Origin of the sequence: Moorena producens 3L (assembly GCF_000211815.1) — a bacterium.
Classification (GTDB): Bacteria; Cyanobacteriota; Cyanobacteriia; order Cyanobacteriales; family Coleofasciculaceae; genus Moorena; species Moorena producens.
The window spans coordinates 42,379-54,956 of sequence record NZ_GL890832.1; the positions used below are offsets into that span (position 1 = coordinate 42,379).

The 12,578-nt window shown below is 42.6% G+C and carries 12 protein-coding genes; 5 read left to right on the forward strand and 7 right to left on the reverse strand.

Annotated features, from left to right (window positions below; all coding sequences use genetic code 11):
* Positions 1-246: 246 nt before the first annotated feature.
* From LYNGBM3L_RS05670 to LYNGBM3L_RS33670, 4 genes are all read right to left on the reverse strand, one after another.
* A complete protein-coding gene (locus LYNGBM3L_RS05670; RefSeq protein WP_008180144.1) occupies positions 247-1,164 on the reverse strand; it encodes a DUF1822 family protein in 918 nt (305 codons plus the stop codon).
* Positions 1,165-1,661: 497 nt separating this feature from the next.
* Positions 1,662-1,922 carry a hypothetical protein gene (locus tag LYNGBM3L_RS46995; protein WP_008180145.1) on the reverse strand — a complete coding sequence of 87 codons (261 nt, stop codon included), beginning with the start codon at positions 1,920-1,922 and terminating at the stop codon, positions 1,662-1,664.
* Between the two features lie 545 nt (positions 1,923-2,467).
* On the reverse strand, positions 2,468-2,947 hold the full coding sequence (locus LYNGBM3L_RS05680) for a DUF1822 family protein (RefSeq protein WP_008180150.1): 480 nt from the start codon (positions 2,945-2,947) through the stop codon (positions 2,468-2,470).
* Between the two features lie 195 nt (positions 2,948-3,142).
* Positions 3,143-4,282, reverse strand: coding sequence for a hypothetical protein (locus tag LYNGBM3L_RS33670; RefSeq protein ID WP_008180152.1), 1,140 nt, complete (start codon positions 4,280-4,282; stop codon positions 3,143-3,145).
* Between the two features lie 267 nt (positions 4,283-4,549).
* Between LYNGBM3L_RS33670 and LYNGBM3L_RS39815 the strand changes: the two genes are divergently transcribed.
* Positions 4,550-5,974 carry a PPC domain-containing protein gene (locus LYNGBM3L_RS39815; RefSeq protein WP_008180155.1) on the forward strand — a complete coding sequence of 475 codons (1,425 nt, stop codon included), beginning with the start codon at positions 4,550-4,552 and terminating at the stop codon, positions 5,972-5,974.
* 257 nt (positions 5,975-6,231) lie between these two features.
* Here the strand turns inward: LYNGBM3L_RS39815 and LYNGBM3L_RS05700 are convergent, their stop codons facing one another.
* From LYNGBM3L_RS05700 to LYNGBM3L_RS05710, 3 genes are all read right to left on the reverse strand, one after another.
* Entirely contained in the window at positions 6,232-7,758 is a 1,527-nt protein-coding gene (locus tag LYNGBM3L_RS05700) for a DEAD/DEAH box helicase (RefSeq protein ID WP_008180158.1), read from the reverse strand.
* A 61-nt stretch (positions 7,759-7,819) separates the two neighbouring features.
* Entirely contained in the window at positions 7,820-8,605 is a 786-nt protein-coding gene (pgeF, locus tag LYNGBM3L_RS05705; RefSeq protein WP_008180160.1) for a peptidoglycan editing factor PgeF, read from the reverse strand.
* Between the two features lie 202 nt (positions 8,606-8,807).
* Positions 8,808-10,820 carry a WD40 repeat domain-containing serine/threonine-protein kinase gene (locus tag LYNGBM3L_RS05710; protein WP_008180162.1) on the reverse strand — a complete coding sequence of 671 codons (2,013 nt, stop codon included), beginning with the start codon at positions 10,818-10,820 and terminating at the stop codon, positions 8,808-8,810.
* Between the two features lie 329 nt (positions 10,821-11,149).
* Here LYNGBM3L_RS05710 and LYNGBM3L_RS42870 point away from each other — a divergent pair, with 329 nt between their 5' ends.
* The 4 genes from LYNGBM3L_RS42870 to LYNGBM3L_RS47000 all read left to right on the forward strand — a co-directional run bounded on the left by LYNGBM3L_RS42870 (position 11,150) and on the right by LYNGBM3L_RS47000 (position 12,564).
* Positions 11,150-11,317, forward strand: coding sequence for a hypothetical protein (locus LYNGBM3L_RS42870; RefSeq protein WP_008180164.1), 168 nt, complete (start codon positions 11,150-11,152; stop codon positions 11,315-11,317).
* Complete coding sequence (locus tag LYNGBM3L_RS48400; RefSeq protein WP_267871990.1) at positions 11,318-11,449, forward strand: hypothetical protein; 132 nt, start codon at positions 11,318-11,320, stop codon at positions 11,447-11,449. It begins immediately after the preceding gene.
* A 389-nt stretch (positions 11,450-11,838) separates the two neighbouring features.
* Positions 11,839-12,246, forward strand: coding sequence for a hypothetical protein (locus LYNGBM3L_RS05720; protein ID WP_008180166.1), 408 nt, complete (start codon positions 11,839-11,841; stop codon positions 12,244-12,246).
* Between the two features lie 102 nt (positions 12,247-12,348).
* The gene (locus LYNGBM3L_RS47000) at positions 12,349-12,564 is read left to right on the forward strand and encodes a hypothetical protein (protein WP_154659685.1); all 216 of its coding nucleotides are present in this window, start codon (positions 12,349-12,351) and stop codon (positions 12,562-12,564) included.
* Positions 12,565-12,578: the final 14 nt, after the last annotated feature.

Here is a 12,578-nt window from a genome sequence, read left to right on the forward strand (position 1 = left end):
TTATGCAATAGGGATGGATTTATAGACGATGCTTTCCCTGAGTCAGTTTCTCACTAAAAAACCAGCCCTACTTACTCGGGCTTTCCTATAATCATACCAAATCCCCTTTATTACCCCTACTTCCTATAAGCCAAAATCTACCTCACCGAATTGACAACTGCTATAGTAATATTATATCTAATTAATAATCGGATTAATACAAGGCTGGGTTTACGAAGCATACCGGTAGCGCAATCGCCGCTAACTTTAGATTAAAAAATTTTCCGTAATACTGACATCATTCAAAACTAACTTAATGCTAAAACGTTCTCCCGGTTCGCCACTGACTTGCAACTTAATATTTTCCGTCTCTCTGGCTTGGGTTTGAATCACCGCAATGCCCTCGTGATCCAGCACCATAATCTGTAGATTCTTGGGAAGACGGTCTCCACCACCACCAGGATACAGTTCAATGAATATATTCATTTTGGGTGAATCCGTTGGATGTAGCTCCACAAATAAAGCTACCTTCTCGGCACCCCAGGCGATTTCCGAACCGAGTAGCTTACCTCGTTTTACTCCCACGGTAGTATGCAATCCTTTACTAGGTTGGTCAAAGGGGAAACTTCTGAAATCCAGCATTGGCTCCGGTGCTGGCTGTAATATAGTTTCCACAGTCTTCCAATCTGCCTCAAAACTATTGTCTAACCACTGCCTTAATCGCACTACTGCTGTCTGGCTTTGTGGTTGCTGTTGTTGGCTAGAGTCTGTTTCCATAGTGTTGGACGGTGAAGCATCGGGACAGAAGACCTTGGGTTTGAGAGCATGACTATGGCTCCACTGCTTTGCCCCTGCCTGGGATTGGCCACATTGCCGATACTCTTTAATGTGTCGCGGTAACTCTTTCAGGGTTCGCAATTGGTTCACGGGGAATTGTTCTGTTACCACTTTATCAGCAAATCCTACCAGAGTTGCCTCCTCCAATGCTTGATCAAGCTCCACCGCCACATAACCAATTCGTTCCTGCCAGACTGCTGCTGGAACTTTGACACACTTAGCCTCAGGTAAAATAAGTCTACACTCCAACTTACCATGATTTTTCACAGTCAGATCCGCAACATCCATCAAGGTTTGCATCACTGGGTTCCAACTGTCGCTTTCCTCTAAGTTTGTCTCAAATCCCATCTTTCAACTCCAATTCCCCTCCCGTTATAGTCGTTCGCGCAGCGTCTGACACTGCCAGTAAGACAAGCGCGGGAACGAAATTACCGCAAGAACAGGGTCGCCAAAATGGGTTACTGGCTATAGGTAAAAGGGTTAAAACTTTTGGCATAAGGCGACCCTGTTCAAGGTTTTGTCTCCGGGAGACGGGGCGTATAAAGTGCTCCCGCAGCTGACCCACACAGCCCCTTGGGAATTGGAGACTAGAATTGTTGCGAGTCGTTGATAGTTTCTGTTATCATAGATATATTATTACGCTCCTTTGAGTGTCGATTTAGGTGCAAGCTGAAAAGCCTCTGCTAGAAACTTAAATCATCAAAAATCTTGAAAAAGTAAGCCCGATGATTTGATGCTCCTAGGTCGCCGCTACGCGAACGGAGGGTGTAGAGGCTGTTTGGTTCAGCCTTTAAGGGTTTTATACTCTTAATAATCCCAGCGACCTAGGAGCCGCTACGGGAACGCTATAATCTTCGGGCTTTGCCCGACGCGGGGCGCGTTCGATTTAGCGATGGGAGTATCAAACACCGCAAGTAAAAGTTAACTGCATACACTGCCAGAGTATTTAAATAAATACCAGATAGGGGTTGACCTTTGGATGGGCGGCAAATTTTACGCGATCGCAAAATTTGCTTAACCAGTTTTCCTAAAGCTTGCTGCCGCTCTTGAGTATCTCGTGGGTACCTTTGCACTTGGCATACCAGCTGCCTAATTTGCTCTTTCATGGCTATCAATTAGAAAGACTGACCTGCTTACTTATCTGGCTGAGCTGAAATTTTTATGGGTTAATTTACAAAACTTTATTTTTTTCTAGAATCGTAGGGTGGGTAGTGCCCACCAGACATCAATCGTTTGAGTTAATTATTATCCCCAGATCCCAAGTGATTCATTGTAGGGTGAGCAGTGCCGAATTAAGAATTAAGAATTAAGAATTAAGAATTAAGAATTTAGAATTTAGAATTTAGAATTTAGAATTAATAATTTAGAATTTAGAATTTAGAATTTAGAATTTAGAATTTAGAATTTAGAATTAATAATTAATAATTTAGAATTTAGAATTTAGAATTTAGAATTTAGAATTTAGAATTTAGAATTTAGAATTTAGAATTTAGAATTTAGAATTTAGAATTTAGAATTTGTAATTCTGCATTCTCCATTCTGCATTCTCCATTCTGCATTCTCCATGCTCCATGCTCCATGCTCCATGCTCCATGCTCCATGCTCCATTCTGCATTCTCCATTCTGCATTCTCCATTCTGACAGACAACCTTCAACAGACAACCTCTCGACTATCAGTTGATTTTCTCGGTAAATCCTGAAGGTATCCTGGAAAATATGCCATCGGCTGCAACTTCCTTAACGGTAACTCATTAGTTGCGACATTTTCCACAAATCCCAGCAGTTTCGCTTCTGTCAAGGAGTGATTCAGTAGCACCGCTATATAAGCAATTCTATCTTGCCAAACTTCTTCTGGGACGTAAACGAACTCAGCATCTGGTGAGACTGGTTTACATTCGAGCTTGCCGTAATTTTTAACCACTAAATCAGCCACATCTAGGAATGTCTGCATGATCTCTTTCTGGCTATCACTAGACTCTAAGTCAGTTTCAAATCCTAGACCCTGTAAGTACTCATTGACTGCATACACCACCAAGGTATTGAGATAAACCTGTTCGGCTTTTTCCAGATTAGATTGCTGTTGGCAACGCTTTTCTGCTAGCTGATGGGCTGCTTCTGGTAGTGTGACCATAATTTGACAGACTAGTGTGACTGAGCAATCCCTCTAGTTTAGCTTTACCAATAAATTATCAACTATAATAGGTATCATCCTATAGGTAGAGGAATAATTCCCTTTAACCCCTACAGGTGATCTAAGTTTATGTATTGAGCAGATTAAGCACAGATTTGGACAAGCCTGTATTTTTTTATACAATTTTTATCCCATTTATTCTTCTATATATCTCTTGATTTCAGGGGCTAATTTCCTAATATTACGTTGAAAGAAGTTATTCAGGGATGAAATTTTAATTCCTAAAGAATCCGATATCTCTTGCCATTTTTTTCCGTCGAGGTAGGCTAACCCTATCACTTGCAATGTGGCGGAAGGATGGTTTTTGATATGTTTCTGTAAGAGCTTTTCCGGGTCTGCTTTAAAATAGTATCTGAGCTGGTCATACAACGTCAGTTCTGTTTCCGGTTGTGCCACAGTCTCTATGGTCATCGATTCCCCAGTCAGCTCAGAAAAGTTTGAGGAGAAAGGCAGAGAGGCTTTAGCCATCTCAAAGACTAATGAATCTCCCTTTGTCCGGTCTTTTGCGATTAACTGGGACAACAACAATAAGACCATCAGAATTTTAGTAACGTTACTGATCTGGGTCTTGTCTATAATTAAGCCTTTAATGCTTAGTGTGATCCAAAAAATCACAGAATCTAGTTTGGTGCTTTTAATCAGAGCGTTCAACTGATATTTGATTCTGACAATTTTGCCAGATTGAGCTTGGATAAATGGGTCATTGAGGTCTTGTTGAGCCTTTTGTAACATCTTATCAAGGCGATAATTGACCCAGGCTATAAATTTCCCTTTTGCTTGATTGTAGTGATTGAGGTTTTGATAGACATAATACAATGTCCGATTCACAGCATCATCATAGACCTCAGGGGAAAATTTGCCTCGATAGCAAAGCTTACCGGAAAGCTTAATGGCATTGAGCAATTCCGTTAAGGCATAAAATCGCTCTGGGCTATGGGGTTGATGCCGTTGTGCTTCTAGGGCTAGCTGCTGAAGACGACTCTCGTCGAGTACCTTCTTAAAAAGACTATCCCGCCAAGAGGCCCACTCCTTTTCAGAAGTCATTTGTAGATATGGGCTATCAATATCCTCCTCAAGTTGATGGTTGAGCTGCTCCTGTACGGTCTGATATATCTCTAGATAGATGCCAGATAGAGGGTGACCTGGCCGTGGGCGACACACTTTACGGGTACGCAAAATATGCTCAACTAGTTCTGCCAAAACCTGATACCGCTGTTGATTTTCAATCGTATCTTGTTTTGATTTAATCACCAGATGTTGAATTTGCTTGCTCATGACCATTCAGGAATGCTTGTGTAATTAGTTATCAGGGTAGTTTCCAAGTTTTATGAAATTCGTTACAAAACTTTATATTTTGGAATAGTTACAAAACTTTATATAAAATTGTAGAAAAATTGGATTTTCGGAGTGATTAACATAGTGAGGGCAATCAAAAAGCCTTGATGCTCTTGATGGCAAAACTGCTCATAGTGTTCTGTAAGTCATAAAGCAGAATTACTTACTCTAACTAAATTCAAAACCTTACTATCAGGGAAAAAAACAATGGGTACTTTTAACCTTGGAACTCTCAGTGGTCTAGAAACCAATTCTTTCACTTCTTCCAATTCTCTGACTGTATTTGATCCCACTGATGTCTTTACCTTTAGCCTCAATGGTACCAAAGATATTGGTATAGCACTTACTAATATCAGCGCTGGGGACGATGCTGATCTCAGGCTATTTCGGGATAGCAATGACAATGGCGTTTTTGATTCACCAGACCAGCAAATTGCCAGTTCCATCAACTCTGGCAATAGTGATGACATAATTAACCTTGCTGATCAAGGGAATGGTTTGTACTTTGCCCAAGTGGAGCGCTATGCTCCAGGTAGCTCTGGCTCTGTCTCCTACAATCTGAGCTTATCTGCCACCGTTAACCTAGGTACTTTAACAAACACTCCCGTCACCCGCAACAATTTCTCAGTCAGCGCAGATGACCCCAAAGATGTTTTTGAGTTCCGTCTTAATGGAACTAGCAACATCTATATTGCCCTCACTGATATCAGTGCTGGGGACGATGCTGATCTCAGAGTATTTCGGGATAGCAATGACAATGGCGTTTTTGATTCAGCAGATCAGGAAATTGCCAGTTCCAGGATAGGAGGCAATAGTGATGACATAATTAACCTTGCTGATCAAGGGAGTGGTCTCTACTTTGCCCAAGTAGAGCGCTTTGCTCCAGGTAGCTCTGGCTCTGTCTCCTACAATCTGAGCTTATCTAACACCTTTAACCTAGGTACTTTAACAAACACTCCCGTCACCCGCAACAATTTGTTTCTGACGCCAGATGACCCGAAAGATGTTTTCGAGTTCCGTCTTAATGGAACTAGCAACATCAATATTGCCCTCACTGATATCAGTGCTGAGGACGATGCTGATCTCAGAGTATTTCGGGATAGCAATGACAATGGCATTTTTGATTCAGCAGATCAGGAAATTGCCAGTTCCAGGATAGGAGGCAATAGTGATGACTCCATTAACCTTGCTGATCAAGTGACTGGTCTATACTTTGCCGAAGTGGAGCGCTATGCTCCAGGTAGCTCTGGCTCTGTCTCCTACGATATCGCTTTATCCACCTCCGATCGTAGTAACATACTTCACACAGAACAGGATTTTGGTGACTTGTCAGCAGACCGGAGCCTAAGTGGTTTTGTAGGTGACACAGATACCACTGATACCTACGAGTTTTCGATTGGATTATTTGAGGGGGTCAACATTAACCTTACTGGACTCAGTAGTGACGCTGATCTGCAAGTAATCCGAGATTCTAATAACAATGGTCTGGTTGACAGTGGCGAGGTCATTGACACTTCAACTCGTGGTGGCAGCCTCTCAGAATCAATCAATATTAACTCTCCTGGTGACTACTTCGTCCAAGTCTATCAGTTCAGTGGTGATACCAGCTACACTCTGACTCTTGACCTGTGAATCTTAAACATTTAAGACCTGGTGAAAGGGTTGTTGATACCAAGTTGCATTCATATCTAGTACTATATCACCAGATCACCCGGTCTTCTTTTGAGGAATATACTATTTTAGGACTTAGAAGGTTTAGTCGGCTTAGTAAGTCCTAAGATAAATTATACAACTTATACCAGTTTCAAGCAATATTGTTCAAGCAATATTGTTACATAGGAATCACTAACCCATCCCAAAAATACTCGATTATCACCTGATCATCCCACTTAAAACTCATCATCCTCATCTCCCCACTTCCCCTTGGACTCAGCCGCCCTGGGGCTACTCCTAGGCTTGACCTGATAACCCTGCTCTGGCAATAACTCTAACTGCTTACCGGTCTTGGCACCTTCCGGCTGTTTGCGCCTTCGCGGTTCATTCTTGCTACCACCACCATGGCGACGCCAAGAGGTCCGTTCTTCAGAGGTATCCTCCGCTACCACTTCATACAATAACGCTACCTTCTCCCCATCTTTACCTTTACGCAATACCCGACCCAAGCGCTGGATATACTCCCGAGATGAACCAGTTCCTGACAAGATAATCGCCACTCGCGCATCGGGTACATCGACTCCCTCATTCAACACATGGGATGCCGCTAAACAGCGATACTCTCCTTCCCGAAATCGCTTCAAAATATCATGACGCTCTTTGACTGGAGTTTGATGAGTAATCGCCGGAATCAATAACTCTTGAGAAATGCGATAAAGTGTAGCATTACCATTGGTAAAAATTAACATCTTCTCTGGGTAATGCTGAGCCAGTAAATCTAGCAAAATCCTTAATTTTCCATCGGTACCCAAAGCAATTTCCTTGGCCTCCCGGTGAGCTAACATGGCACGGCGTCCGCTTTGCGATCGCGCACTTGCCATCACAAACTGCTGCCAACCTTTAATACTCCCGAGGTGAATGTTGGAGGCTCTCAAAAAATCATTGCGCAACGTCATGCAATAATTATAGCGATCGCGTTCTTTTTGGGAAAGCTTGACCTTAATCTGAATGACCTTATGGTCAGCTAGGGCTAAACCCGCCAATTGATCAGGGCTTTTCCGATAAACCTCTGGTCCTATCAAACCATTAAGATCCCAATGACGGCCATCGGAGCGGTCTGGGGTTGCTGTCAATCCTAACCGATAGGGTGCGATCGCATATTCTGCAATCACCTTATAAAAATCCGTAGGTAAGTGATGACACTCATCAAAAATCACCAAAGCGTACCGATTCCCTAAGGTTTCCGCATGAATAGTGGCACTATCATAGGTGGCGATCAGGATAGGCGTGCGATCGCGAGAACCACCCCCCAACACTCCCACCTCCACATCTGGAAAGGCTGCCTCCAGTTGAGCATACCACTGGTGCATTAAATCTAGGGTTGGTACCACAACTATGGTACTACGAGGAGTGTCTTGCATTGCCAACTGTGCCAGATAAGTCTTACCTGCTCCCGTTGGTAGCACCACTACCCCTTTACGACCGGCTTGCTTCCATGCCAATAGAGCTTCCAGTTGATGGGGATAAGGTTCCATCTCAAAACTAGATACTAGTGGCAGAGGCACAAATTCCCTAGCATCATCAATAAAATCAACCTTGTCTCTGAGTAAGCTTTCTACCAGAGGACGATAGTGAATTCCTCTGATCCGAAACTTCTCTACCCGATCATCCCAAGTCGCATACTCCACCCAAGCTTTACCCCTCGGTGGTGGATGCAAAATCAGAGTTCCCCGGTCAAAGGTTAATCTAGGGGTGCGTGGCATGGATTCAAGGACGTTTCTTTGCTATTGTCGTACCGGTCCGTTGCCAGGCTTTGGCCTAGCTTCAATAGCTAATAATACCAGACCACTGAACTTTCTTAAGTTGATTACGCCGATAGGAAAAGAAACGCTCTGGTTCAGAGTAAGTGCAGTGGGGTGCGATCGCAATTTGTTCTGAATCAATGCCCAATTGTTCCAACTGTAAGACATTCACTCGCCGCACATCCAAGCGTACTCGTCCGGGTTTCGGGTCATCTAATATCGGGGAGTCGTCTAGCTGCTGCAAAACCCCCATAATTGATTCAGTGGTATTCCCTTGATCAGTAGATACAATACTAGCTCCCACTTCAGCCGCCACGGTTTCTGATACCTGATAGCATTCCCCTGTAATTGCTGGACCGAGAGCAATGCGTAAATTTTCTTTACGGCTACCATTGTTTAGCAATCGTGCGATCGCATTAGGAACAATCTTTTGAGCAGTACCCCGCCAGCCCGCATGAATTGCTGCTACCTGTCCCGTTTCGATATCCCCAATCAGTAAGGGCGTACAATCTGCCGTACAAACCCAAACACCTTGGTTAGCTTCCTCACTTATAATACCATCAGCCGGTGGTTTATCGGAGTCTGGCTCACCGTTTTGGGTACTTTCAATTTCCCCAGGAGTCAGTACTGTATTGCCGTGGACCTGTTTAACTCGATACACCTGGGCATCAGGCTGGAGTACATCGACCATTTCTTCAGGAGAACGGGGAGAAAATGCTGAGGAAAAGAAGCCGTGATTCCATTGCTTCAATAGGCTACTCGTTAAATAGGGCAAATTGTTCCAAGTGTGCCAGTGCCAGGTATGCATTTAAATTTTATTAACGGTTTACACTTTACAGTTTACAGCTTAGACTTTACACTTTATCCTTTAAGCTGTTGTGCATTTCAATTAGATATTATTTAGTTATCAAAAAAATAAAACTCTTTACCCCTGCTCCCTGCTCCCTGCTCCCTGTTCCCTTGCTCTCATAACCTAAAATTTTAAATTAACACCAGCTTACTGTCATAAATTAAGGCAACTTCCAAAGTTTAATACTATCATCTCTACTCCCACTGACTAAGGTTTTTCCATCGGGACTAATCGCCAGAGAACTCACCCAGTTTGTATGACCAGTGAGGGTATTTTTCAACTCACCCGTTTCTAAATTCCAAACCTTAATGGTATTATTAGCACTACCACTAACCAAGGTTTTACCATCTGGGCTAATCGCCAGAGAATGAACATAGTATATATGTCCAGTCAAGGTATTTTTTAATTCACCAATTGTTAAATCCCAAATCTTAATATTACGGTCTAGACTACTACTAAATAATGTTTTACCATCAGGACTAATGATTATAGAAACAACGGAATCTCTATGACCGGTGAGGGTCTTTTTTAGATTACCTGTATCCAAATCCCAAATTCTGATCGTATTGCCCCCATTACCACTAACTAACGTTTTGCCATCAGGGCTAATCACCACCGAACTAACCCAATTCGTTTCCCCCGTTAAGGTTTGTTTCAGCTTACCAGTATGTAAATTCCAAACTTTGATAGTTTGGTCATAACTGCCACTTACTAACGTTTTTCCATCGGAACTAATCGCAACAGAACTAATAAAACCCTGATGACCAGTAAGATTCTTTTTCAGCTGACCCCTTTTCAAATTCCAAATCTTGATAGTGTTGTCATCGCCACCACTAGCAATATTTTCTCCATCAGGAGTAATAGCGACAGAATAAACATTACCATCATGGCCATTAAGAGTTCTAACTAACTCACCTTTCGGCAAATTCCAAATTTTTACAGTATGATCATTACTACCACTTACCAAATATTGATTATCAGGACTTACCGCAATAGAACGCACTGAGTTACTGTGTCCACTCAGAGTAGCTTTGAGGTAGGTACTGCTGGGGAAACCAGCAATCAAAAAACTTAGATTAGACGGAAAGGTTTGATACCGAAAATATCCATATCCTTGAGTAATTAATCCTAGAGATAATAAAGAAAATCCTCCCATCATAACTTGTTTTTTTAACTGGTCATTTTGTCTGAATGACGTTAAAAAATTCAGAAAAGACTCGTGATAATTAGACGTTGATTGAGAGGGATTAGCAGAGGGCGCAGACTGAAGCTCCAACACCTCCAAAACTTGGTCTACAGACTGATAACGGTGCTGATAGCTTTCTGGGAGCAGCCGATCCATTATCCACCACAATTTTTCACTCACCGGTTGCTTTAAATGCTTTCGCCAACTATTTACCCAGCGATAGCCTTGTTTCTTCCACAAATCCCAAGGATGAACATTGGTCAGCAAATGAAAGCAGGTCGTGCCCAAACTGTATAAATCACTAGCAGCATAGGCTTTACCTCCCTCCATTTGTTCCATAGGCACATAGCCAAACGAACCGATAGTGGTGCCAGTGATATTAGCCATGACCGTAGCCCTCAATTGCTTGGCTATCCCAAAATCGATTAGTACTAGCTGACTCTTTTTTTCAGATCCTTGAGCCGCAGCAGGACGGCGAATGATATTACCTGGTTTAATGTCTCGGTGAATCACCTTCTGTTGATGCACAAACTTGAGAATAGTTAGCAGTTCAAATAAAACATCCTTAATCTTGTCTTCACTGAACGGTCCTGCTTCTGCCAACTCTTGCTCTAAGGTTTTCCCCTCGATATACTCTTGGAGCAAATATAAGCGCTGATCTTCTTCAAAGTAAGCTAGCAAAGTAGGGATTTGGGGATGTTGTCCCAGCCTTTGCAATTGTTTTGCCTCTTGGTCAAATAATGCTCGTGCCTTCTTGAGTGCCTTTGTTCCCTCAATTTGGGGGGCTAGCTGCTTAATCACACACTGTTCATCCAATTTGTCCCTATCTTCTGCCAAATAAGTTTTGGCAAATCCCCCATCTCCGATGGGTCGAATCGGACGATAGCGGTTTTTCAGGAGTACTAGTTTGTTACCACAGCTTTGGCAAAACTGGTTATCATCCGGATTAATGGGATTCTGGCAATCAGGATTAAGACAGCAGATCATACTGGCAGGTCATTAGGGAATTTGGGTATGACTAGGCCATTAAGAGGGTAGTTTTTTCCTGTTGATTTTCCTCTTAAGAGGGAGCATGTCACAGTTAAATGACATACGGTAGTACTTACGGTAGAAATTCCCTGGTATCAGGATGGTTTTAGTAGATGCTAGCGGTAGCTGTTAGCTAATCGGATCAAGTAGCAGGGATGGCCAAAAGGCCAGGCTACTTTAGGTGCTTTGCGGTTTCCGAGAGATTTGAATCGGTAATGGTGATACGATCAAGGATTTGAGCTGTTGACCAATCCTTATGATTAAGGGTGCTGGTTAATTTACCTTCAATGAATGATATTAGCAGAATTTTAGGAAATGCGATCGCAATCTGGTTATATTTTACCGGTTATCGGTTACAGGTTATCGGTTATCGGTTACAGGTTATCGGTTATCGGTTACAGGTTATCGGTTATCGGTTACAGGTTATCGGTTATCGGTTACAGGTTATCGGTTAGGTGGTTATTAAACCTTGGCCTTTCGGCCACGCGATCGCGTTCAACCTGTTTAACCTTCAACCTTCAACCTGTTTAACCTTCAACCTGTTTAACCTTGGCTTTTGGCCACGCGATCGCGTTCAACCTGTTTAACCTTCAACCTGTTTAACCTTGGCTTTTGGCCACGCGATCGCGTTCAACCTGTTTAACCTTCAACCTGTTTAACCTTGGCTTTTGGCCACGCGATCGCGTTCAACCTGTTTAACCTTCAACCTGTTTAACCTTGGCTTTTGGCCACGCGATCGCGTTCAACCTGTTTAACCTTCAACCTGTTTAACCTTCAACCTTCAACCTCTTTTAGGAACTATACTCTGTCACGGAAGTCATGGATTCATAGTAGGGACGACTGACGGCTGATAACTGAATGCTTACCATAGCTATTGTCAAGCCTAGGTATAACATAACAACGCTACCAGATATAATCTGATCTATCATTCTTTTATGGAATCTATTACCTCCGATCTATTACTTCTGAAACTACCATGAGAGCATCTAATCGAATTACCCTAGTTTTGTTTCTACTGCGCCTCAGTGTTTTTATAGTAATGCTGATGTGGACAATCGATAAATTCGTGCGTCCTGAACATGCAGCTGCGGTCTATGAAAACTTTTACTTTATTAGTGGACTCGGTAACAGCATTTTTATTATTATTGGCTTTATTCAGCTAGTCATCATCATCGGATTTTTACTAGGGTGGAAAAAACGATTTACTTATGGTAGCGTATTATTATTTCATGGGGTATCAACTCTCTCATCCTATCAGCAATATCTAAGCCCATTTAATGATCCGAACTTGCTATTTTTTGCCGCCTGGCCAATGTTAGCAGCTTGCTTTGCTCTTTATTATCTCAGAGACCTTGATACCCTGTTTGTAATCCATAGACGATAGGTAAGATAAACACAAAAATCTTCCTTCTGGCCTTCAAGTTAAAAGTTTAAAGTTGAAAGTTTAAAGTTGAAAGTTTAAAGCTTAAAGCATTTACTCACAATCATGAGGTACACAAGATTTTTTCCATCTTGCCTCTTGCCTCTTGCCTCTTGCCTCTTGCCTCTTGCCTCTTGCCTCTTGCCTCTTGCCTCTTGCCTCTTGCCTCTTGCCTCTTGCCTCTTGCCTCTTGCCTCTTGCCTCTTGCCTCTTGCCTCTTGCCTCTTGCCTCTTGCCTCTTGCCTCTTGCCTCTTGCCTATTCTCTGTTCCCTGTTCCCTAAAACCCAGGAATCTG

Excerpts from the sequence above, each read along its gene's own strand:
- LYNGBM3L_RS05670 (WP_008180144.1), bottom strand. The coding sequence starts at position 1,164 with ATGGGATTTGAGACAAACTTAGAGGAAAGCGACAGTTGGAACCCAGTG.
- LYNGBM3L_RS46995 (WP_008180145.1), bottom strand. The coding sequence starts at position 1,922 with ATGAAAGAGCAAATTAGGCAGCTGGTATGCCAAGTGCAAAGGTACCCA.
- LYNGBM3L_RS05680 (WP_008180150.1), bottom strand. The coding sequence starts at position 2,947 with ATGGTCACACTACCAGAAGCAGCCCATCAGCTAGCAGAAAAGCGTTGC.
- LYNGBM3L_RS33670 (WP_008180152.1), bottom strand. The coding sequence starts at position 4,282 with ATGAGCAAGCAAATTCAACATCTGGTGATTAAATCAAAACAAGATACG.
- LYNGBM3L_RS39815 (WP_008180155.1), top strand. The coding sequence starts at position 4,550 with ATGGGTACTTTTAACCTTGGAACTCTCAGTGGTCTAGAAACCAATTCT.
- LYNGBM3L_RS05700 (WP_008180158.1), bottom strand. The coding sequence starts at position 7,758 with ATGCCACGCACCCCTAGATTAACCTTTGACCGGGGAACTCTGATTTTG.
- pgeF (WP_008180160.1), bottom strand. The coding sequence starts at position 8,605 with ATGCATACCTGGCACTGGCACACTTGGAACAATTTGCCCTATTTAACG.
- LYNGBM3L_RS05710 (WP_008180162.1), bottom strand. The coding sequence starts at position 10,820 with ATGATCTGCTGTCTTAATCCTGATTGCCAGAATCCCATTAATCCGGAT.
- LYNGBM3L_RS42870 (WP_008180164.1), top strand. The coding sequence starts at position 11,150 with ATGAATGATATTAGCAGAATTTTAGGAAATGCGATCGCAATCTGGTTA.
- LYNGBM3L_RS05720 (WP_008180166.1), top strand. The coding sequence starts at position 11,839 with ATGAGAGCATCTAATCGAATTACCCTAGTTTTGTTTCTACTGCGCCTC.
- LYNGBM3L_RS47000 (WP_154659685.1), top strand. The coding sequence starts at position 12,349 with ATGAGGTACACAAGATTTTTTCCATCTTGCCTCTTGCCTCTTGCCTCT.